15 protein-coding genes are annotated in these 23,630 nt (G+C 57.9%); all 15 read left to right on the forward strand.

The features are described from left to right. Positions 1 to 6: 6 nt before the first annotated feature. Positions 7 to 1,779, forward strand: coding sequence for a type VI secretion system baseplate subunit TssF (gene tssF, locus ABNF92_RS11780; RefSeq protein WP_349342228.1), 1,773 nt, complete (start codon positions 7 to 9; stop codon positions 1,777 to 1,779). Further along, positions 1,743 to 2,759, forward strand: a complete 1,017-nt coding sequence (gene tssG / locus ABNF92_RS11785) for a type VI secretion system baseplate subunit TssG (RefSeq protein ID WP_349342229.1) — start codon at positions 1,743 to 1,745, stop codon at positions 2,757 to 2,759. The genes tssF and tssG overlap by 37 nt, the downstream gene beginning before the upstream one ends. 20 nt (positions 2,760 to 2,779) lie before the next feature. Next, positions 2,780 to 4,096: a type VI secretion system-associated FHA domain protein TagH gene (tagH, locus tag ABNF92_RS11790; RefSeq protein ID WP_349342230.1), complete on the forward strand. Its 1,317-nt coding sequence runs from the start codon at positions 2,780 to 2,782 to the stop codon at positions 4,094 to 4,096. After that, complete coding sequence (tssJ, locus tag ABNF92_RS11795) at positions 4,093 to 4,626, forward strand: type VI secretion system lipoprotein TssJ (protein WP_153634063.1); 534 nt, start codon at positions 4,093 to 4,095, stop codon at positions 4,624 to 4,626. The genes tagH and tssJ overlap by 4 nt, the downstream gene beginning before the upstream one ends. After that, entirely contained in the window at positions 4,626 to 5,960 is a 1,335-nt protein-coding gene (gene tssK, locus ABNF92_RS11800) for a type VI secretion system baseplate subunit TssK (protein ID WP_305966330.1), read from the forward strand. Before tssJ ends, tssK begins: the two co-directional genes overlap by 1 nt. Positions 5,961 to 5,963: 3 nt before the next feature. Then, a complete protein-coding gene (gene icmH / locus ABNF92_RS11805; RefSeq protein ID WP_349342231.1) occupies positions 5,964 to 6,791 on the forward strand; it encodes a type IVB secretion system protein IcmH/DotU in 828 nt (275 codons plus the stop codon). Between the two features lie 10 nt (positions 6,792 to 6,801). Then, positions 6,802 to 9,438, forward strand: coding sequence for a type VI secretion system ATPase TssH (gene tssH, locus ABNF92_RS11810; protein WP_349342232.1), 2,637 nt, complete (start codon positions 6,802 to 6,804; stop codon positions 9,436 to 9,438). Between the two features lie 80 nt (positions 9,439 to 9,518). Next, on the forward strand, positions 9,519 to 11,093 hold the full coding sequence (locus ABNF92_RS11815; protein WP_349344083.1) for a sigma 54-interacting transcriptional regulator: 1,575 nt from the start codon (positions 9,519 to 9,521) through the stop codon (positions 11,091 to 11,093). After that, positions 11,090 to 11,737: a type VI secretion system-associated protein VasI gene (vasI, locus tag ABNF92_RS11820; protein WP_349342233.1), complete on the forward strand. Its 648-nt coding sequence runs from the start codon at positions 11,090 to 11,092 to the stop codon at positions 11,735 to 11,737. Before ABNF92_RS11815 ends, vasI begins: the two co-directional genes overlap by 4 nt. Before the next feature lie 34 nt (positions 11,738 to 11,771). Then, positions 11,772 to 13,211 (forward strand): type VI secretion system protein TssA, encoded by a 1,440-nt coding sequence (gene tssA, locus ABNF92_RS11825; RefSeq protein WP_349342234.1) that lies wholly within the window; start codon positions 11,772 to 11,774, stop codon positions 13,209 to 13,211. Between the two features lie 32 nt (positions 13,212 to 13,243). Further along, positions 13,244 to 16,837: a type VI secretion system membrane subunit TssM gene (gene tssM / locus ABNF92_RS11830; RefSeq protein ID WP_349342235.1), complete on the forward strand. Its 3,594-nt coding sequence runs from the start codon at positions 13,244 to 13,246 to the stop codon at positions 16,835 to 16,837. Between the two features lie 116 nt (positions 16,838 to 16,953). Further along, on the forward strand, positions 16,954 to 19,032 hold the full coding sequence (gene tssI, locus ABNF92_RS11835) for a type VI secretion system tip protein TssI/VgrG (protein WP_349342236.1): 2,079 nt from the start codon (positions 16,954 to 16,956) through the stop codon (positions 19,030 to 19,032). Further along, positions 19,032 to 19,898, forward strand: a complete 867-nt coding sequence (locus tag ABNF92_RS11840; protein ID WP_349342237.1) for a DUF4123 domain-containing protein — start codon at positions 19,032 to 19,034, stop codon at positions 19,896 to 19,898. The genes tssI and ABNF92_RS11840 overlap by 1 nt, the downstream gene beginning before the upstream one ends. Beyond that, positions 19,891 to 22,764 (forward strand): toxin VasX, encoded by a 2,874-nt coding sequence (locus ABNF92_RS11845; RefSeq protein ID WP_349342238.1) that lies wholly within the window; start codon positions 19,891 to 19,893, stop codon positions 22,762 to 22,764. The genes ABNF92_RS11840 and ABNF92_RS11845 overlap by 8 nt, the downstream gene beginning before the upstream one ends. Beyond that, complete coding sequence (locus ABNF92_RS11850; protein WP_349342239.1) at positions 22,739 to 23,614, forward strand: hypothetical protein; 876 nt, start codon at positions 22,739 to 22,741, stop codon at positions 23,612 to 23,614. The genes ABNF92_RS11845 and ABNF92_RS11850 overlap by 26 nt, the downstream gene beginning before the upstream one ends. Positions 23,615 to 23,630 lie beyond the last annotated feature (16 nt).

Below are 23,630 nucleotides of genomic sequence, written 5' to 3' on the forward strand. Positions count from 1 at the left end.
AGTTGTATGAAGTTGAATCGCTTTTATAGAGACGAATTAAGCTTTCTCAGGCTTCAGGGCCGGGAATTCGCGGACGCCCACCCGCAGCTCACCCGCTTTCTCTCCGAGCAGAGCACCGATCCGGATGTGGAACGACTGCTGGAGGGTTTTGCCTTCCTGACCGGCAAGCTGCGGGAAAAGGTGGAGGACGAATTCCCTGAGATTACCCACTCCCTGCTGAACATGCTGTGGCCGAACTATCTGCGGCCGGTACCCAGTTGTACGATTATGCGCTTTGATCCGCAGTTGCATGCAATCAGTGAACGCCAGAGGGTAGAGCGTCATACCGAGATCAAGAGCCGTCCGCTGGGCGATGCGAATCGTCAGACCCAGTGTCGGTTCCGCACTTGCCGGGCGGTGGATGTATTTCCTGTGAGTGTTGCCGCGGCCCATGCAGAGCACTCACGGGAAGTGTCCTCAGTGACCGTGGACCTGGCACTGCACACTGATCAGCCTCTGTCGTCACTGGGCATGGACAGCCTGCGCTTTTATCTGGGCGGCGAGAGTCATATCGCCGAAACCCTTTTTCTCTGGTTGAACCACTATCTGGAACGCATTGATCTGGTGGTGGGTGACGCTGTTTATCGCCTGCCTGCCTCACTGTTGCAGCCGGTAGGCTTCGGCAATGACGAAGCGTTGCTGCCGTACCCAAAGAACGCATACCCCGGCTACCGCATTTTGCAGGAATACCTCAGCTTCCCTGAGGCCTTCCGTTTCGTGGACATCCATGGCGTTTCCAAACGGCTGCCGGCAGTACAGGCGGACGAAATCAGCCTGCGTTTCCATTTCAGCCGGATATTGCCACCGGATGTGAAAGTGCGGGAGGAGAATTTCCAGCTCTACTGCACGCCGGCGGTCAACCTGTTTACCCACGAGGGCGAACCGGTGGATCTTAACGGCCGCCAGACCGAGTACCGCATCTCGCCGTCCAGCCGCTCCCCGGACCACTACGAGGTGTTCAGCATCGAGCAGGTCGAAGGCTGGCTGGAGGGCCGGTCCGGGCGCGGTGAACCGCGCATCTACACCGCATTCGAGAGCTTCCAGCACGAGGTGGAGCGGGATCGCGGCCGCAACGCCCTGTACTACCGGGTTCGGGCACGGGACAGTGTGCGCGGTGACGGCTTTGACCACTACATGGCTTTCGTTCGGGGCGATGAGTCCGAGTGCCTGAGCCGGCAGGAAGCGATCTCCCTGACGCTTACCTGCACCAACCGCCAGTTGCCCAGCCAGTTGGCTGTGGGCGAAATCTGCATGGCCACCGAGAGCACGCCTGCTTTCGCCACTTTCAGCAACATCACAAGGCCCACCGCGACGCTGCGGCCAACCTTGGACGGCAGCCTGTTGTGGACGCTGATCTCGAACCTGTCCCTCAACTATCTGTCGATGCTGGATGTGGACGCCCTGCGCACGGTGCTTAGAGTCTACGATTTCCGGGCTCTGGTGGACCGCCAGGCAGAACGGGTGTCCCAGAAACGACTGGCTGGCATTATCGGGATCGAGACAGCTCCGGTTGACCGGATGGTCAAGGGGCTGCCGGTGCGGGGGATCCGCTCAGTGCTGAAACTGGATCAGCAGGCGTTTGCATCGGAGGGTGATCTGTACCTGTTCGGCACAGTTCTCAGCCAGTTCTTCGCCCTGTACGCCAGCATCAACGCATTTCACCAACTGGAAGTGGTGAACACTGATAATCAGGAACGGTACACATGGACGTTACAGCAAGGTCAGCAGCCTCTGATGTAGCCGAGCTGCAACCCGTCCTGGGCAATGCGCGACGCTATAGTTTTTTTCAGCTGGTGGATCTGATTCACCGGCACCACGGGGACGATCTGGAGCGAAACAGCGAAGACCAACCCCGCCAGGAGCGGATCCGGTTTTCTGCCTCTGCGGGTCTGGGGTTTCCCGGCAGCGATGTGGTTTCGGCGCTTTCGCCGGAGCACGAGCACGCGCCGTATCAGATGGAAGTCAGCTTTCTGGGGTTGCACGGCTCACAGTCGCCGTTGCCGGGCTATTACCTTGAAGATCTGGCCTGGGAAGCGGGGCAGAATCTGGGCATCCGGCGGCATTTTCTTGATTTTTTCAATCATCGCCTGGTCACGCTGTTCCATCGGGCGTGGCGCAAATATCGCTACTACGTTCGGTTTCAACCGGGTGCCTCGGATGGCTTTTCAGAGCTGATCTTTGCCCTGATCGGGCTCGGCGACAGCCGGTTGCGGGAGGCGACACCGGTTAACTGGTCAAAGATGCTGGCCTATTCCGGCTTGATGGCCGGTCGCAGCCGGTCGCCGGAGGTGGTGAGCGGTATCGTCGCTCATTGCTTCGATCTGGACGATGTCAGTGTTGAACAGTGGGTCCTGCGCAAGGTGACCATCGCCGATGATCAGCAGACCCGACTGGGCCAGGCCAACGCCTGTCTGGGCAGCAACACATTGGTGGGATCGGCCATCCGGGATCGCAGTGGCAAATTCGTGCTCCGGTTGAGGAATCTGAGCCGACAGCGTTTTGCGGATTTCCTGCCCAATGGCCAGGACCACCAGCGCCTGGTCAAACTCGTGGAGTTCGCTACACGGGAGCAACTGGCCTACGACCTGGAGCTTCAGATGCGTCCGAAGGACGTTCGCCCCATGGAGCTGGGCGAGGATGTGCGGCTGGGCTGGAATTCTTTCGTGACACCGGAGAAGGCCCGGCGCCGACCGGCAGTCCGGATTCAGATTCGCCGGTAATTCCGGCAGGGAAGGTATTCATGGATGAACCAAAGGCCGAGGGCCTGAAACTGACCGTCACCAATCCGACCGTTGCCGGCGGTGGGGTTACCGCAGAGCACTGTTTCAGCGTTCGAGGCGGCTCCATCGGCACCGCAGCCAGTGATACCTGGCGGTTATCTTCTCATCGAACGGGTGCGGTTCCCGGCCACGCGGAAATCCGGTTTCTGGATGGCGGTTTCTGCCTGATCGATCGCAGTGGCCGGACCTACATCAATAGCGCCAGTCAGCCTGTCGGCCGGGGCCGTCGGGCACGACTGAATCCTGGTGATACCGTCAGCATTGGCCGCTATCAACTTCGTGCGGAGATGGCCGAGGGTTTTGGTGAACCTTTGCTGGAGAGAGGTGAAGCAGAGCGGGCCGGGCAACTGGTTAATGTCGATGAAGGACCGTTGCTGCGAGCTGAGAGCTCAACCGGACCGACCCCAGACCCGGAGCCGCTGCAGAATTTTGGCCGGGTAGCCGGGGAGGCAGCCAGTGATGACCCGTTGGCACCCTGGAACGATCAGCCGGACGAACAGACGTCGGATCCTGACGCGCTGATGGCCAGCGAGACCTCCTGGCGCGCCGCTGAAAGGGAGGTTTCGGATGAGTACCGTGAAAACCGAGACGTAGCGATGGGCCTGCCCGTTCGCAAAGGAGAAAAAGACAGGATGTCTGAGATTGCAAAGAGCGCTGGTCGCCAGGAGCCTTCAGATAAGAGCAGTAAACACATCAGTGGTGCTCCCCTGTTGCGGGGTATGGAAGCCGGGCTGGACTTTGCCGACAGCGATGAGATGCGTCTGTTCCTGGAGGAAGCGGGGCAGACACTGAAGGCGACCGTAGAAGGGCTGTTGGCACTGCACCAGGGAGAAGACAGCAGGCATCAGGCGCTGCGAACCCGCCTGCAACCCATTGAGGATAATCCACTGCGGTTGGGTGAGGGTTATGAGGATACCGTGCAGACCCTGTTCGCCAGCCACCGCAGCCCGGTTCACCTGTCGGCGCCGGCAGCAGTCCGGGAGAGTCTGCAGAGCCTGAATCAGCACCAGCAGGCAACCCGTGACGCCATCAGCGAGGCGCTGGAGGCCATCCTGCACGCCTTTTCTCCCGAGGCTTTGCTGCGTCGTTTCCATGGTTACCGTCGGGGACTACGCCAGAACGAGGACGAGGGACGCTGGGCCTGGGATATGTACCAGCACTATTACCGAGAGTTGAAATCCAGTCGTCAGCAGGGATTCGAGCGTTTGTTCCAGGAAGTGTTCGAACAGGCTTACGACCAGAACCTGCGCCAACTACAGAGGGAGAACCCGTTGTGAAGACCTGCAAATGGAGTTTGCTGGCCATCGTATTCGTGCTTGCCGGATGCAGCACCCCCTATAACGCGGTCACCAAAACCGCAAAAGTGCTCTGGGACCCGGATATCCCGGTTGGATACCCTGAGGATCTGCCCAGCCGGGTCGGTCTGACCATGGTGGCTGAACCGGATGTAAACCCGAATGAATCCCTGGCGCCCACGCCCATTGCCTTTCAGATCATCGAGATGCGCGACAGCTCACTGTTGATGGCCGGGGATTTCGACCAGCTATTGAGCGACCTGGAGTCGTCCCTGGGCCAGAACTATGTGGACCACAGCGATTATTCCCTGGTGCCGGGCCAGTTCAAGTTCATCGAACCCTTCGAAATTGGCGAGGACACCCGATTTATCGGCGTCATTGCCTTTTACGCCTACCCCAACCTGTCCCAGTGGAAAAAGGTGGTGAAGGTGGATCCGATCGGGGGCCGTTACAACCTGCTGGTGAACCTGCGGGAGCGGGAAGTTCAACTCAAGCATTCGGATGATACCTGATGGCAGTAACCAATCGAGTCGTCTGGAGTGACGGCCTGTTTATCAAGCCCCAACACTTCCAGCAACAGCAGCGATACCTGGAACACCAGATCAATGAGCGGGCGCTCGCGGTCTCCGATTATCTGTTCGGCTTCAGCGACCTGGAACTGAACTCGGAGTACCTCAGTTTCGGCCGGGTTGGCCTGGTTCGGGCATCCGGGCTATTCCCGGATGGCACTCGTTTCAGCCTTCCCCAGGACGATGTGATGCCGGAGCCGATGGAAATCACCGATGCCTCAGTGGCCAATCAGGTCGTCTATCTGGCCTTGCCTCTGGGCAGTGAAAGCCTGGCGGAAGTGGAATGGCCAGACGCGCCTGTAGCCGGTCGGTTCCGAGCAGACTCCCGGGAAATCCGGGACCTGCATTCGATCGACGGCGATGCCCACACCATTGATGTGGGCCGAGTGGCGCCCCGCCTGATGCTGGAGCGGGAAGATCGTAGCGCCTATGCAGCCCTGGCGATCGGCCGGATTCTTGAAAAGCGCCCGGACGGAAGCCTGGTGATGGATCCGAACTTCCTCCCCACCATGCTGAGTGTGCGAGCCGCACCCAGGCTGCAGCGATTCGTCGGTGAAATGGCAGGCTTGATGCGGGAGCGGGCACGCAATATCGCCGAGCGTGTCGGAGCCCCAGGGCAAGGCGGCGTTGCCGACGTGGCGGACTTTATGTTGCTGCAGATGCTGAACCGGGCTCATCCCAGGTTCATGCACCTGGCCCGTCTGCGTCAGTTGCATCCCGAGCGGCTGTTCGAAGCCCTGCTTGAACTTTGTGGTGAGCTGGTGACCTTCACCGATGAAGGGCGCTTGCCGAGGGAGTATCCGGCCTATGACCACGATCTGCCTGAGGATTGTTTTAGCCCGCTCATGCAGGTTCTGCGGCAGTCCCTGAGTACGGTGCTGGAACCGAGGGCCCTGGCTATCCAGCTCCAGCAGCGCCAGTTCGGCCTGACCGTTGCTCCTGTTCAGGATGCCCAGCTGGTCCGGGATGCGGAATTCATTCTTGCGGTCAAAGCCGACATGCCGCTGGACGATCTGCGCAAACAGTTCACCCAGCAGTGCAAGGTGGCCTCCGTGGAAAAAATCCGCGACCTCATCAGCCTGCAGCTGCCGGGGATTCCGCTCGCTGCGTTACCGGTTGCACCCCGGCAGTTGCCTTACCACGCCGGCTTCGTGTACTTCCGCCTGGACGACCAGAGCCAGGCCTGGCAAATGCTCGACAACGCCAGCGGCTTCGCGTTCCACGTGGCCGGCAGTTTCCCGGGCATGGAAATGCAGTTCTGGGCAATCAGGAGCTAAATCATGGCAGATGCACAGGTAATGGACTTACCCAATGGCAGCAGGAATTCCGGCAGCCGTGTGTTCAGTGATCTGATTTTTGCCGACAGCCAGAGAGGAGGTGAGGGCAACAGGGACGGCCGGGTCGACCAGCAGTTCCAGCTCAGAGGGTTGGAACATAACCGTCTGATTGACGCGGCCACACCACTGCTTGGCCTGGTCATCAGGATACGCAGGTTGGCAGAGTATCGCGCGGTGGAAACCCTCTACCAGCAGGTGGTGGATGAGATTGGCGCCATCGATCGGGAACTGGTGGAAGAGGGTTACGATCGGCCGGTTGTTGTCGCCTACCGGTATGTCCTCTGCGCCTTCATCGACGAGGCAGTGCTGGGAACTGACTGGGGCGCCCACAGCGTCTGGTCACAGCACTCGCTGCTGTCCCGCTTTCACAACGAGACCTGGGGTGGGGAAAAAGTGTTTGCCATTCTTGCCCGGATGGAGCAGGAACCGGCCCGTTATCGTGACATGCTGTCGTTCATCTACCTGTGTCTCTGTCTGGGTTTTGAAGGCCGGTACAAGGTGATGGAAAACGGTCGGGATGAATACGACCAGATTGTCCGGGGCCTGCACGAACAACTTAGAGCTTTAAGGGAGGAGCAGGACCTGGAGCCTCTATCGGAGGCCATGGCGAACGTGACACCAACCCGGAACCGGTTGCGCAGCGGCATGCCCGTCTGGGGCATTGCTGGTCTGTTTGTGGCGGCCATGGCCGGAATCTACTCCCTCTACAACATGGCACTGAACGAGCGCATCACGGACGTACTGCGCGTACTCGACCAACTACCGAAATAAGGATATCCACGTGATTCGGGTAGAACTGCCGGCGCTGATCGGGCGCCTCAACGACATTTCACGCCAGGCCCTGGAAGCCTCAGCCGCCCTGTGCATCAGCCGCCAGGGCGCCGAGATTACCCCGGCGCATTTGCTGTTCAAACTTCTGGAAACGCCGTTCTCCGACGTGCGCCAGATTCTGGAGCATACCGGCATTGAGCATCAGCAACTGCAACCGCTGGTGGGGGAAAGCCTGCACGGCGAGGCGCAAAGCGCTGAGCCCTATCCATCCTTCTCGCCGCTGTTAGTAGAGCTGATGCAGGATGCCTGGCTGCTGGCTTCCACCGAACTGGGCCACACCGAATTGCGTTCCGGCGCGGTATTCCTCGCCCTGCTGATGAATGCCGACCGATACCTGATGCCCCGGGTGGCAAAGGCACTGGTGGACATCAACCGAGAGCAGTTGCGCAAGCAATTTGACCGGCTGACGAGCGGATCCGTCGAACGCCCGCAGCTGGCGGAAAACGGCGCGGACAAGCCGACCGTGCAGGCCGATATGGACCCGCTCACCCGCTACGCCACCGATTTCACCAGACTGGCCCGGGAGGTCAAGCTGGACCCCGTGGTTTGCCGTGACGCCGAGATCGACCAGATGATCGACATCCTCTGCCGCCGTCGCAAGAACAATCCTATTGTGGTGGGCGACGCCGGCGTGGGCAAAAGTGCCGTGGTGGAAGGCCTCGCCCTACGCATCGTCAATGGCGACGTGCCCGACCGCCTGAAAAACGTTGAGCTCTGGACCCTGGACATGGGCGCCCTGCAGGCCGGTGCCTCGGTGAAAGGCGAGTTCGAGAAACGCCTGAAAGGCGTGATTGAAGCGGTCAAAGGCTCTGCCACGCCGATCATCCTGTTCATCGACGAAGCCCACACCCTGATCGGCGCTGGTAACAGCGAAGGTGGCTCAGACGCCGCCAACCTGCTGAAACCGGCTCTGGCCCGGGGCGAGCTGCGCACCATCGCTGCCACCACCTGGCGCGAGTACAAGAAATACTTCGAAAAAGACCCCGCCCTGAGCAGACGTTTCCAGCCCGTGGCCCTGGACGAGCCGACACCAGGCGAGGCCGTGCATATCCTCCGTGGCCTTCGCACGGTCTACGAAAAAGCCCATCAGGTATTGATCACCGACAGCGCCCTGAGAGCCGCCTCGGAGATGTCCGCCCGTTATCTTGCCGGCCGACAACTGCCAGACAAGGCCATCGATGTTCTCGATACCGCCTGCGCCCGAGTCAGCCTGAATCTGAGTATGCCGCCCCGGCGCCTGAGCCACGTGCGCAGCCAGCTGCACCAGTTGGCGATGGAGCAGAACCTGATGAACCGGGAGCATGCCCTCGGTCAGAGCGTGGATGCCGAGCACGAGCGGGCATTGGAACAGAAGATGAGCGACCTGACCGCCGAAGCCGAAGCCCTGGATCGGAGCTGGAACGACCAGCGGGAACTGGTCGCCCAACTGGTCGACATTCGTGAGCGCCTGCTAAAGGCAGACTCCGAGGTGGAAACGACTGAGGCCGCAGAGCTGGCCGAGGCCGACCACGAAGAACGCCCGGATTTGAAGAGCGAAGCCGCGGCGATCGAGCAGGAACTGTTGGAACTCCAGGCCGACGAACCGCTGGTCCACGCTCGCGTCGACGCGCGCCAGGTAGCCGAAGTCATCGCCGACTGGACCGGCATCCCGGTCAACCGCATGACCACCGACGAGCTGGAAAAAATCACCCATTTGCCGGCGTATCTGCAGGAGCACATCAAAGGCCAGGACACCGCCATCGACTGCCTGCACCAGCACCTGCTCACCGCCCGCGCCGACCTGCGCCGGCCCGGTCGCCCCATGGGCGCGTTCCTGCTGGTTGGCCCGAGTGGCGTTGGCAAAACCGAAACCGTGGTGCAACTGGCAGAGCTGCTTTACGGCGGCCGCCAGTTTCTGACCACCATCAACATGTCCGAGTACCAGGAGAAACATACCGTCTCTCGGCTAATCGGTTCACCGCCGGGGTACGTTGGCTTCGGCGAAGGCGGCATCCTCACCGAAGCCATCCGACAGAAACCCTACTCCGTGGTCTTGCTCGACGAAGTCGAAAAAGCCCATCCGGAAGTCCTCAACCTGTTCTATCAAGCGTTCGACAAAGGCGAACTGGCCGACGGTGAAGGCCGATTGATCGACTGCAAAAACGTCGTCTTCTTCCTCACCTCCAACCTCGGCTACCAGACCATCGTCAACCACGCCGAGTCCCCGGCCAGTCTGGAAGAGGCCCTATACCCGGAATTGGCCAACTTCTTCAAGCCCGCTTTGTTGGCAAGGATGGAAGTGGTGCCTTATTTACCCCTGGGCGAGGAAACCCTCAACCGTATCGTTGGCGACAAACTCCAGCGCCTGGTGAACCAGATCAAGGCCCGTTACCACACCGACGTGGAACTGGAAGAAGGACTTATCGAGGCTATTCGAAACCGTGCGACAAGAAGTGAAAACGGCGCAAGGATGCTTGAGTCGATCATAGAGGGTGAATTGTTGCCGCCTGTTTCACTGGCGTTGCTGGAGAAACTGGCGGCGAGGGAGCCAGTTACAAAGGTGACGTTGGGTGTTGAAGACGCCAGATTCACGGGAATAGTGGTTTAGGGCCACTCCAAAGAACCGCACGATGTGCGGTCGGCGAACACAAAAGCATAAAAATCTTAGGGAAGAGAACCATGGGACGGATGCAGATGGAACTGCACACCGGCATTGACCTGGCGGTAGCCCTGATCCAACAGGACAACCTGCCGGACCTGCTGAAAACCGCCACAAGGCAGCTGGAAAACGCCTTCGGGCTGACCCGCTGCTGGGCGCTCGAACTCGACCTCAGTGGCCGAACCCTGCACTGCAGCGATTTGGCAGAACACGGCGAATTCGACTGCGGCGACTTCAGCCACCCCTTTGCCCACGTGCTGCAAACCGGCAAAGCCCGTGAACTTACCCGTGCCGCCAGTTACCGCCTGGACCACGTCGGCTTCCAGGCCCTGTTCGAGGCCAGCGATCGGCCGCGCTCCCTGTGGCTCGAGCCCCTCACCGGCAATGATGGCCGAACCCTGGGAATACTTGTTCTGTGTCGAGACGAACCCGACTGGGACGGTATTACCGGCCAACCTCTGTATGGAGGCTTGCGGCAACTGCTTGTTCATCAATGGATTACCCAACTTCAGAGCCGCGATCAGGTCTGGCAACGCCGTCTGCTCAAGCGGTCACTGGATCATCTGCACGACGCCGAAAGCGTTCGCACCCGCTGCGAACAACTGGCCCGAACCCTGGTCGGCAACTCACAGGCCATGACCAGCCTTCGGGCCCAGATCGTCCGGGCCGCCGGCAGTCAGCTATCCGTACTGGTGCAGGGTGAAACCGGATGTGGCAAGGATGTGGTCGCCCGCGGTATCCATGAATTGTCCGACCGGGCCGAGGGCCCGATGGTGGTGGTCAACTGCGCCGCCATTCCGGATACCCTTCTGGAAAGCGAACTATTCGGGCATACCCGAGGTGCGTTTTCAGGTGCCGACCAGGACAAGCAGGGGCTTCTGGCACAGGCCAATGGCGGCACCCTGTTCCTGGATGAGATCGGCGACATGCCCATGGCCCTGCAGTCGAAACTGCTCCGGGTGTTGGAGAGCCGTCAGTTCCGCCCGTTGGGGGCCCGCGAGGAACAGCATTCGGATTTTCGGCTGGTAGCGGCCACCCACCAGCCGCTCCAGACAGGTATCGAAGACGGTCGCTTCCGGCGGGATCTGTTTTACCGCCTGAGCCAGTTTCCGCTGAGGGTGACGCCCTTGCGGGAACGCCCCGACGACCTCGAATCTCTGAGCCGTCATTTCATTCGGCTGTATACCGAGCGTGAGGGTAGCGGGCCCATGGGAATTTCCAGCCACGCCCTGCACCTGCTGGCTGGATACGATTTTCCGGGCAATGTCCGTGAGCTGCGCAACATCATTGAACTGGCCTGTCTGCAGACCCCGGGCGGAGATGATATCCAGCCTGAAGTTCTGAGGATAAATGACCTGTTTGAAGAGTCATCAGATGGTTGGACCAGCGCACCATGGGATGTCGGAGACAGAAATCCCGTTGATCTGCCCGCAGTGGAAGACATCCGGGATCTTAAAGCCGCAGCACAGGCCTTTGAGGCGGCAATTATTCGTGAGCGTTTGCGCCAGTATGGTGGCAACCGGGCCCAGGCGGCGGAAAGCCTCGGTCTGCCAAAGCGGACCCTTGCCCATAAGTGTCTGAAGTATCAGGTGGCAGAGTCATGAGTCACCGCAACCTGCGATTAACCGGTCGAGTTGTCGGGGCATGGGCTCTGGCTTTTCTGGTCTCCCATGCCTGCGCTGGCCAGCTTGAAGATGCCCGGGCCTGTACCAGTGAGCCCCAGCGACTTGAACGGTTAGCCTGCTTTGACGAGGTCTTTGGCACTCCCCTGGCGGCAGCCGTCGTGGAATTCAACGCTCCGGATGCACGCCGATCCGAGCGATGGCGGCAGGCTTACGCCAGCCTTGATGGCAAGAATGCCGGTGCTGGCGTGCTTTACCGGGATACCGGAAAAGCCGCTGGCCAGTTGGTGACGGTTCCGGCTTTGGGGGTTCAACCTCCCAGGCCGCTGCTGGCTCTTCAGTGCCACAACAACATCACGGAACTGACGCTGATGCTGCCCAAGGCAATGGACCAGGAGCGGGTTCAACTGGGGTTTGGCCGGGAACAGACTGTCTGGCGGGTGCGGGACAACGGTTTCGTACTCAGCGGCGGCCGGGGACTGCCAGCCATTCGTACCGTGAAAGCCATGATCAACGGCACAGAAGCCCGCATCGACTCGCCCAACAGCCGCATTGACGGCCTGCTGTTTGATCTCTCGGGATACCGCCGGGCGATCGAACCGATACGCGAGACCTGTGGTTGGTAGATCCCGGGTGAACACAGTGATTCAGGACAGCAACATGCAGATCATTGAGCAACATCCCTACGTTGAACAGGTCGTATCACCATTGCCCGGCGATTCCGGTGTCGGCGAGGCACTCGGAGACGATGCAACGCTCGAGTTTCTGGAAAACGAGATCATGAAGGTGGGCTCACTGGCCCATACCGATATCGATTGGAGCAAGGTGGAAAGCGATGCGCTGACAATTCTTTCAGACCGAAGCAAGGATCTGAAAGTTTTGGGTTTTTTGCTGATCGCCCTGCAACGTGGAGGCGACGGGGAACGGTTCGCCCTGTCTCTGTACCTGCTGCACCGCGTCCTGGACGAGTGGTGGGAACAGGCCTGGCCGTATCCTGGGGACAAGGGCAAGCGGGCCCGCAAAATGATGTTCACCCAGATGCTTCAGCGCGCCGGCAAGGGTGTAGACGCCCTGGCGTTCGATGGCAGTGTTGGCGACGGTCGGGCGTTCTGCATTGAACTCCTGTCCAGGCTGATGGACCTGGCCGCTGATCGGGAGTTGCCGGAGGGTTCACTGCAGGATCTGAAACGGGCAGTTGAAAAGCTGCCCAGGGTGAACGACGTCACGTCAGCCCCCGAACCCCGTCCATCGGCAGGGCAGCAGGCCAACCAGGATTCCGGTACGGAAACGCCAGAGCCTAAGCCCGCACAGCCAAAGCCTTCCCTGGGATCGCTCACCCTGGATCCCGGTGACGAAAGGGCAACCCGACAGAGTCTTCTGAAGGTTGCGGACATGCTTACCGAGGCAGAGCCGGATCAGCCTCTGGGATACCAGATTCGCCGTTACGCTATCTGGCAGAACATCACTACGGTGCCACCGACACGGGACGGAAAGCGGACCGATCTTGCCGCCGTAAGTGCCGATCGTGTGGCCGATTATCGGGAAGCCCTGGAAAAATCAGCAGATCTGGCGTTGTGGCAGAAAATCGAGCAGAGCCTGTCGGTCAGTCCGTTCTGGCTCGACGGCCATTGGTTAAGTGCCCGGGTAGCCGGGGCCCTGGGCCACCATGCCTGTGCTGAAGCCATCCGTGTGTCTACAAAGGAGTTTGTTGAGCGTCTTGCCCAGTTGCCGGAGCTCACATTCAACAATGGCACCCCGTTCCTTTCCCGGGAGGCGGAAGAGTGGCTCTGGTCCGCTCCGGCGACCAGTGGTTCCGCCGGCGGCGCCAACGCCTGGGAGCAAGCTTATGACAAGGCCCGGGATCTGGTTTCACAAAAGGGACTGGCTGCCGCGATGCAACTCCTGGAAGACGGGCTGGCGGAAGCGAGAGAGCCAAGAGACCGCTTTTACTGGCGCCTTGCCAGCGCCCGATTAATGAAAGACGCGGGCCTGAAATCACTGGCCACGCAGCAGGTTCAGGATCTGCAAACGCAGGTTCGCGGGCTGGCTCTCGAGGACTGGGAGCCCGCCCTGATCAGACAGCTTGAAAAGCTGGGCTGATCCCCGGAACACACCAAGGAATCACAGCAGGAATGGACACCATGTGGAGAAAAGCTTTACTCATCGGTCGCTGGCTTCTGCCATACCTAAAAAACGCAGCCCCGGTCACCCTGACACTGGGCGTTATTGCCTTGCTGGCTGCCACCTGGTGGCTGGGGCCGCGCTGGCAGGTGAATGGTGAGTTTCCATTGGCGGCCTGGCAGATGCGGGCCCTCGTTACCCTGGGCGTTGTCCTTGTGGTCGCGATGGTGTGGGGCATGGTGCTGGCGCGCCGTCTGCGCAAGGTGAATGTCAAACAGTCCGAGGCGCAGAAGGAACAGGAAGATCCGATACTGCCCATGGAGCGCAAGCAGCAGCGCCTGCTGGATCGACAACTGGCGGCCCTGAAGAGCAACCTTCCGGGCCGCAAAGGCATTTACCGGCTGCCCTGGTATCTGGTGATGGGGCTTGAAGATGCCGGCAAGACCAGCCTGATTCAACGCTCCGGACAGACCTACACGCTCACCAATGTCACCCGCAACAATCGGGGCGATCGCAATGCCTTCGGTTTTGACTGGTGGATCGGCGATGAAGGCGTGCTTATCGATCCGGATGGTGAACTGCTGAGCCAGAGTCAGGGTGAGGGCGCTGGCGCTGAGATCCAGCAGCGTCTTTGGAATCATTTCATTGCCTGGCTTGAGCGAAATCGCCCGCAACGTCCCCTGAATGGTGTGGTGTTGACGATCGATCTGGCCAGTTTGAGCGTTGCGGATCCTGACCAGAGGCGGGATCGGGCCATCCTTTTGCGTACGCGCTTGCGGGAGCTGATGGAGCAGATCGGCTCGCGCCTGCCTGTGTATGTCACCTTCACCAAGATGGACCTGCTCTACGGTTTCGGTCCGCTGGTGCGGACCCTGAGCAAGCAGGAGAAGGACCGGGCCCTCGGCTTTACCTTCAGCCTCGAAAATCAGATGGACAGTGACGATTGGCTGAGCCAATTCGTTGATCGATACACAGCCCTGGTTGAGCGGCTTACTGATCGCCTGCCGGATGTTCTGGCCAATACCCGGGATGCCGAGGAACGGGCAGCGGCCTATTCCTTCACCCGCCAGCTCGCCGGCCTGAAGCCTGTTCTGGAGCAGTTCCTGACTGACCTGCTGTCGGCAGATGTGTTTTCGACGCCAGCGATGGTGCGTGGCACCTTCTTCACGTCGGTGTTGCAGGAAGGCGTGCCGGAGGATGCCTTTGTCTCAGCCGCCGCCGCCAACTATCAGGTTGCCGAGCCCATTCAGCCGGCTCAACGGTCAGGGCAGTCCGCCAATCTGTTTACCCGTGAACTGTTTCCCAAGATCATCTACCCGGAGGCCGGCCTGGCCGGAGATAACCGGCGGGTGATTCAGTCCCGGCAACGCCGGCTGGCCGTGGCCGCCGTGGTGGCCATTTGTGCCGGTGCGGGTATGACCGCCGGCTGGCAGCATTTCTTTATCAAGAATGCAGAGGCCGCGACCGCTGTGGAAAACCGTGTTCAGGGATTCATCGATAACTGGCAGCCGGTGGGCTTTGAGCCGGACAACACCGGCCGGAACCTGCTCGGCCCGCTGGACGAACTTCGTGAGGCGACCCTGGCCTTTGGCGATCATCGCCGGAACTGGCCGTTGTTCAGTGATATGGGTCTGTACCGTGGCCACGAGGTGGGGCCGGAAGTGGAGAAGTCCTACCTGGATATGCTGGCCTACCAGTATTTGCCGGCGCTGATGTTCGGTGTGATGGCCGAGATGGGCCAGGCGCCGGACAATAGCACCGAGCGCCTGGAGCATCTGCGGGTGTTGCGCATGCTGTATGACGCCAGTGGTCGTCGGACCGATATTGTGACCCGATACATGCAGAACTACTGGCAGCAGGCGTTTCCCGGCCAGAGCGACCTGCAGCAGAGGCTCATGGGTCATTTGGACTATGCCATGGCGCATACCGATCTGGCGCGTCTCACCCAAGAGGGAGATGCGGTTGCAGTTATGACCCTGGCGCCGTTCCGCAGCAGTGTCCAATGGGCGCAGCATGAGCTTGGACGGGTTGCCACGCCAGAACGGGTCTACCGGGATCTGGAAATTGAAGCAGAACAGGAATTCCGGGCACCGTTGGAACTGGCCCGGGAATCCGGGCCGGCATTCAGCACGGTGTTCACCCGGGTAGATGGCTATGGCGAGCCGGTCGTATCTGACGGATCGGGGGAGGAAGACCCATTGACCATCCCCGCGTTGCTGACCCGGGAGGGGCTGGAAAAATGGTTCCTGCGTAAATCCGGCTCGGTTACGGAGCTGGCCCTTGTGGACGCCTGGGTTTTGGGTCGCAGGGACAACGTTGAATTCAGCAAGGCGGATGAAGCCAGACTGCTGGCCAGTTTGCAGACCTTCTATGCTGAGCACTACGCCGAGGCCTGGCGTACTGCCTTGAGCCGCATCGATATCCAGCGGTTTGAGGACCTGAACCACGGCGTACGCATTCTCGAGAGCCTGACCAGTGGCCACGAGCCTCTGGCAAGCCTCCTCGGGCAGGTTCGCCATAACACGCGTCTTGTGCCTTCCGCCGAAGTGGAGAGTGCCGCAGCCCGGGAGCTTCTGGAGCAGTCGCCCCATTTCCGCATGCTGCAGGATATTGAACGCCAGTTTGCGGAGCTCAACGATTTGACCCGGGATAATGGGGATCAGCCAACCGGACTTGAACAGATCATGCTGGTGGTCGGGGAGCTTCACGAGTACATGCGTAACATCCAGGAAGCGCCAGACAAGGGCAAGGCTGCACTGGCCGCTGCCCGGGCCCGTATGGGCCTGCAGGGTGCGGACCCGATCTTCACGCTGCAGCGTATGGCCGATAACCAGCCCGAGCCCCTCAATCGGCTTTTGACCCGGTTGGCCACGGAAAGCTGGCGAGTGGTTCTGGACCAGGCGGTGGCGCAGCTGGAGCGTGAGTGGTATCGGGAAGTGTATCAGCCCTTCCAGCAGAATCTGGCCCGCCATTATCCGTTTAATCCGGACTCCGGGCGGGATGTTGCACTGCAGGACTTTGAACGGTTCTTCGCCCCGGGCGGCGTATTGGACGCCTTCTATCAAGACAACCTGAAATTGTTCCTTGAGGATCATCCCGAACAGGTGGGCGATGCCCGACGAGCGGGACTGGTGCGCGGTGCGGTACTGACGTCATTGGAAAATGCCGACCGAATCAGAAGGGCCTACTTTACCCGGGGTGGCTCCCTGGATGTGGAGTTCGCGCTGGAACCGCTCAACCTCTCAGCCAACAAGCGCCGCAGCGTGGTTAACGTGGACGGCCAGTTGGTGGAATTCAGCCACGGGCCGCGCCAGAGCATTCCCCTGGTCTGGCCCAATACCCTGCGAGACTCTGTTGAGAGCCGTATTACTCTGGTGCCTGTCCAGGTGAACCGTTCACCCCGAAGCCTGTCGGAAAACGGCCCCTGGGCTCTGTTCCGACTGCTCGATAAAGCCGACATTACCGGCGTGAGCAGCAGCGCGGTGGACGTGCGGTTCCGGGTTGATGACGGGGATATGCGTTATCGCCTGCATGCGGCCAGCAATACCAACCCGTTCACACAGCAACTACTGGCGGGGTACCGCATACCCCGTAGCTTGTATTAAACTCTCGCATTAAATCAGGACTGCCCTGATGAGAACAGGACGTTTTCATCAGGGCCGGGCCTTCGCACAGGATGGTGCGAAAGCCCGGACTTTTTTCTTCTTCAGGGACCGAAGACATGCCCCAGGCAAGCGGACTGCAATTCACCGCCACCATAGGCGAATTCCCCTCTGATCACTTTTCCGTTGTTGGCTTTGCGCTGACAGAACGGCTGTCCGAGCTGTTCCAGGGACGTATTGACCTGGCCAGTACCGATCCGTCTGTTGTCGCCTCGAATGTGCTGGAGCAACCGGTGGATCTGGTGGTCTGGCAGGATGGTTTACCACTGCGTCGTTTTACCGGCGTGGTCAGCGAGTTCGCCCGAGGAGATTCCGGCCATCGACGTACCCGCTACGAACTGGTTTTTCGGCCTCCGCCCTGGCGCCTGGCTCTGATGCACAACAGCCGTATTTTCCAGAACCGGGGCACGGATGAAATCGTGCGTACCCTTTTGGAGGAACGGGGGATCGTCGACACCGTCTTTGACCTTAAACGCGGTCCTGAGGAGCGGGAATACTGCGTGCAGCACCGGGAAAGTGATCTGGCCTTTGTGGAACGTCTGGCTGCCGAGGAGGGCTGGCACTACCGTTACCAGCATGGCAGCCTCGATGGTAAGGAACCACCGGCCTTGATTTTTGCCGATCACCATCGCGATTCACCACGGCTTGAGGCCGTCTCATACAACAGCAAAGCAGGTGCCCGTTCCCGAACGCCCTGTGTGTTCCGGTTCGCCTACCGCGAACGCGTACGTCCCGCATCGGTCGCCATGAAGGATTACACCTTCAAAAACCCGGGTTACGCCCTGATGCATCATGAGTCTGGCGATCAGCTGGTCCATCGGGAGGATTACCAGCACTACGACTATCCCGGCCGCTTCAAACAGGATGCCAGTGGTCGGCCGTTCACTGAAACCAGGCTGCAGGCCCTGCGCAGTGACGTCAGCACGGCCTTTGGTGAAAGCAATCGCCCGGATTTTGCACCTGGTGCCCGGGTGGCACTGACCGACCACGACAATGAAATCCTGAACCGCGACTGGCTGCTTACGGCGCTCACCCACACCGGCTCTCAACCCCAGGCCCTGGAAGAAGAGGGTGGGAGCGAACTGACACGCTACGGCAACCACTTTACCGCCATCCCCGCAGACCGAAGCTGGCGGCCGCTGTGTGAGCACAAACCCCTGATGGACGGGCCCCAGATGGCCATGGTTACCGGCCCGCAAGGCGAAGAAATCCATTGTGACCAGTATGGTCGGGTGAAAGTGCGGTTTCCCTGGGATCGCTATGGGGCCAACGATGAACGCAGCAGTGCCTGGCTTAGGGTCAGCCAGGAGTGGGCCGGCGGCCAGTATGGATTCACCGCATTGCCGAGGATCGGTCATGAAGTAATCGTCTCCTTCCTGGACGGAGACCCGGACCAGCCCATCATCACCGGCCGAACCTGGCACGCCACCAACACGCCGCCGTATGCGCTGCCGGAGCATAAAACCCGCACCGCCCTGATAACCAAAACCCACAAGGGCGAGGGCAGCAACGAGCTGCGGTTTGAAGACGAAGCCGGCGAAGAACAGATCTACGTTCACGCCCAGAAAGACCTGGCACTGCGCACGGAAAACAACCGCACTGAAGTCATCAAGAACGATAGCCATCTGACCGTGGCAAACGAACAGAGGGCTCGCATCAAAGGCAATGACCACGCCAAGGTCGAGGGTGAGAAACGGGAAACAACGGGCAAGGACCGCAGTTTGAACGTCACCGGCACACTTCACGTCAAGGCCGGCACCGCCTGGCTCAGTGAAGCCGGCACCGAACTGCACATCAAAGCCGGGCAGAAAGTCGTTATCGAGGCGGGTGCGGAAATCACCCTCAAAGCTGGTGGCAGCTTCGTGAAGATTGATCCCAGTGGTGTGGCCATGGGTGGGGCGGCCATCAAACTTAATGCTGGAGGTTCGCCGGGTAAGGGGAGCGGGCAGGAGGTTCAGATGCCGGAGATGCCCGCCCTGGTGGAGAAGAATGGGGGGGCTGTTGCGCCGGTGGCCCTCCAGGAGGGACCCCAAAGACCGATGGCCAAGTCCGACCAGATACGTGCCATCAAGAATGCCGCGAATCAGGGGAAGGGAATTTGCCAGGTCTGCTCATCAGAATCACAAGGTGCGATCTGATGGGGTATCTTGCTGGACTTCCCGGTAAGGGTAAGACGTTCATTCTTATTGATGGCGCCAAAGTAAATAATTTGCCCCAGGTTATTTTTCGTGAGATCGAAACACCTCATTGTGATGCGCTCTACAGGGAAACTGAGCTTGTCGACTTATTGGAAATTTCACCGTGGCTGGTTGAGGCGGGAATAGATAGCTCCCTGGCACTGAAATGCTTCGACGATTGGAAACATCAGGGTGTTGCCATTGTATTGCGGGCTGACTGTCACTTCGAAGAGGTCATGCACCACTTGCGTGGATTGCTTCTGGCGAGGCTGGTCACAGGAGATGAGGTTGTTTTCCGGTTTTATGATCCTGAAATCGCGCGGCACCTGTTGAAGCTGGATGCAACAGGTGAAAATGTGAGGCGATTGATGGGGCCTTGTAGCCTGTTCGCCATTCAGGAGCGCCGAACTGGTGAGTGGGACTATTTTCATAATGATCAGCCCAGTATCGAGCAGCAGGCTGAGAGGTTCAGCATCCTTGAGGAGCACCAGGTTGCCATGGAAAGAGCGGCGGAACGGACGGCCCTCAGGAAACTCGAACTTCACGTTGCAAACTACTTTCCCCATTTGCTTCAGAAAACGGATACAGATGGGAAGGATTGGGGGATGGTCTCTGCTTTAGTCGATGCGGCGAAAGCGCGGGGACTCTGTAGTACCCGAGATATTGCGCTGTTTATCAATACGATTGGCTGGCGTGGACACCAGGCATTCGAAGACAGTGAAGTACAGCTTCTGTGGAAAGAGAATTCCGCAGCGCCAGGCAAAGCCATAGCGCGAATTGCAGAATTCGCCGAGAAAAAGTCAACGGAGGGACTGGTTCATGGGTAGTGCTAACAGCTCAGCGTTTTTACAGGGTGCTGATGACATCGACTCAGCGGCACAGATGTGCCCGCTTCCGCTCAAAACCGTTGCTTTGTATCCGGTACGTTGGGCAATCAGCCAGGAAGAAGTTGCTCTACCCTCCAATTTCCGTGCTCCAAATGTGTCGCTGGACAAAGCGTTCTATTGCTTGCGGACACTTAAGGCCGGTTGGTTGTACTTGTACTCCGAGTTATACGGGACACTTCATGAATACCGGGTTGGCAAAGATGGTGTCATCAGTGAAGTTCAGGCAGGTGTAAATTCTGTACTCCTTCCTGATGCGGATGCCGAGAGTGCCCTGCCGTGCATTCATCATCCGGAGGCGGGAAAGGTTTTCCTGAAGTTTGTACAGCATCGATGGACCGTACGTTTACAGGAGCTCGCTAGAACAGATGCGGAAGTTCGCAGCGAATATATGCAGGCTTTCAATCTGGATGGACTGTTTGCCAGGGGCTACGGTGAAAACATTGCCGAAACAGAAACCGTCAACCAGTTTGTCGAAGAGTATCGAGCGGAGCAGTCGGAGTTCGAATGGAGCTTAACAGATTTTACCGCCGGCCTTTCTGAACAGGATTTTCAGGGGCAGAGCAAAAAAGCAACCGAGTTTTCCTATTACGTCGCGTTAGATGATGAGATTGGAATTACGTCGGAGCTTGGGCAATTGCATGCCCTCTATGTCAATTTGATTACGAATCATGCAGAAGAGAATGTTTACCCCTACTCCACAGCAAAACTGGTCGATGCACTTATCGAGCTTGAGGCCAGCAAAAAGACTAATGCAGATGATCAGGAAGATGTCCGAAATGAGTTGAAGGAACGCATTCGTTATGGGGATAAAGAAGCGTTCGTTGCTCAGTATCACAAGAAGATCGAAGAGTACGATCGAGAGCGTGGCCGCGTTTTTGAGGACTGGAAACGCTGGATTGATTCAGATCTGCTGGCCAGGAAGCTCGAGTTTAATGACATTTGCATGGCTACAGGCTTTGAGGCCGTGGAAAAAGAGTTGGCGGATATTCTGGATGGCTACGTATCGGCGGAAAAGGGGAGAGAAGACGCCAACAAATGGATGGAGACTGAAGACGGTGAGGCCGGTATCGTCGGAGATACCCTAAAAGCGGTTCTGTTCCTTGTTTCTTCCATCAACAAAGTTACCGAGAAGCTGAAGGATCTTCCGGGGTTTGACTATGGCCGTCTGAAGATCGTCGATAGCATGTATGATCTGCCTGCGTTTGTGAGTGTAACCACAGCTACAGATACCTTGTTGTTAGAATTTGCGACGCCTGCAGCGCAAATGGGAGAGTGGGCAAGAAACCGACAAACAAGGCCACAGTGGAAAAAGTGGATCAAGAACGTTAGCAGGCGGTATCAGATTCAGGTCCATGAACACAGTATGTCGCTGGATAGGGCAACCGATCTGCTCTTCAAGGCTCATCAAGATGCGCTGACGGCTTCCTCTGGCATCAGCCTGTCCGGCGCGACGCTATCGCCGGTCGCCGCAGGTATGATGGAAATCGATATCCGGAATCGACTTAAAAGAAGTTTTATCGACGCATTCCACTTAACACCGGATTTCAAGGATAACCCATTTGGTTGGCTGCATACGCGCCTTGACCCAGTGGTCGAATCAATTAAGGAGAATCGGGGAAATTTCATTGGTGCAGTGACCTTCTTCCACGCTGTGAACATGGTCGCGCTGATGTCCTCTTTGAAGGAAACCCAGAAGGACGTCATGTTGGGGGACCGGTCAGCCATTGATAAGTGGCTGCCATTTGTTGACAACCTTTGGAGCTTGGCGGAGGGGGTTGTCAACTTCAGCGGGTTGCTAATTCAGTCTGAGTACATCAAGATTTTGTCAGAGCGGTTCTCAGCAACAGGATCCCGAGTTTCGGTAGCTGTAAACGGTCTCCGTGGTTTAAAGGTATTGTCTGGCTTTGCAAGGTTTATAGCGAGAGGGGCTGTAAAATTACTTCCCTTTGTCGGAACAATGCTGGCGATAGGGCTTGAGGGTAGAACTGCTTGGCGCGCTTGGCATACCGGCCATAACACCGCACTGGGCTTAGCCGTCGTTCAGGTTGGGTTGACCGCCGGCATCGGGTATCTGACCTTTTTAGCATTGGCGGGCGCTTTTGCAGGGACAGGTATTGGGGCAGGGGTTGCAGTTGTTGGTGCGGTTCTGGTGGTCCTGACAGTTGCTATAACCGCGGTCCAAATGTACGTCGCCCGCTCAAGGATCGAGGATTTCCTGTCGACGTCCTTCTGGGGTGATGCTCGGACGCTCCGTTACTGGGGCGATCAAATACGGCCATCGAACGACGAACTTTTGGATACGAGTAAGTCCATCGTTTTACCCGATAAGGGCCTTGAAGTTCGGCAGTATTTTGAAGTGGAGTTAGATGCCTTCTACTACCTACTGTTTTCTCCCATCGTTCGAATAACTGAGAATATGTCTAAGCATCCGGCAATAACTCAGCAGGGTGAGTACAAAGTCTTATCGGAATACACGAGTTTCGTTGTGTATTTCCCAGGGTTTGACCCATCGTCTTCTGCCGCTTCAGTTAGATTATTTGAGGCGGAAAGAAACATACTATTTAAAGATGATTTCGAAGAAATTACGGAGTTATTCAATCGGAGAAAAGAGGAAGACTTCTCCGGAAGTGGCGCTACTAATAAGTTTACTCATTACAATCACAATAACCGGGAACAGCTTGAGTTGCTTATCGAGTACGTTAAAGATGGTCGAAACGTGACAGGGGATGACGGTCTGCGCGTCATCTTGGATGGAGATAATGTAGAGGAGCTGGGAGTTGATGAGCGACTCACCTTTGAGCTGTGATTTCCCAGAGACGGACATTGAGCAACAGCTTGAAAAACGACGATACCGTACTTATGGTCAGCGTCTTGCCAGCCCACCGGCTTTGAAAGTGACGGGAGTGTCTGATTCTGCAGAAGATATGGGGCACGGTGTCGCCCATATCAGTGGGCGATTCATTGACATTCGAACAGCCTTTCTAACTCTTCGAATAGGACTCCTCCCCATCATAAATTTGTTCATGGTGTTTGTACTTTTTTTTGCGTGGATTATTGACCAGTTTTACACCGGAGTGTTTGCAGCGTCTGCTGTACTATTTTTTCCGTTGTGGGCTGGATTTATTCTTTACGAAGCGTTTTTTCCATTTACTTTGCCAGTACGCATAGATCGGAAAGAGGGATTTGTATACGTTGGGCACAGGGGAACATTCTATCGTATACCGTGGAGCGAACTGGAAGTTACCTTTTCTTATAATTTACAGTATTTCGGTTCTGGGGTGATGTGGGACAGACAATATTATTCCCATATTTTTCTTAGAGATAAGCATTATTTTTGTGGGAAAACTCCGAAGAGTTCCCTGCAGCGAAAGAGAATATCTTCTTACTTTAAAGAAGATCACTTGTATAGGAAGTGGAACTTTATTGTTAGATACTATCACGAAGGGCCTTTGGAAGAGGATTTCGTGAACCTTGAAACGGGCAACTACGAGTCGTATGTGCAAGGTATGCACGGGAAGTCAGTGGCAGCATCAGCAGCCGATTATCTCAGTCTAGTGCTCTTCATGCCGACCATGGTTTGGGCGAGATTTTCTCCTTTTAAGTATAAATGGCCGAAGGAAATTGAAGCCATTTTCGGTAAAGCCAACTATTACTAGCCTTTGAAAAGGAATT

The sequence above is a fragment of the Marinobacter sp. MMG032 genome (assembly GCF_040112695.1).
Classification (GTDB): domain Bacteria; phylum Pseudomonadota; class Gammaproteobacteria; order Pseudomonadales; family Oleiphilaceae; genus Marinobacter; species Marinobacter salsuginis.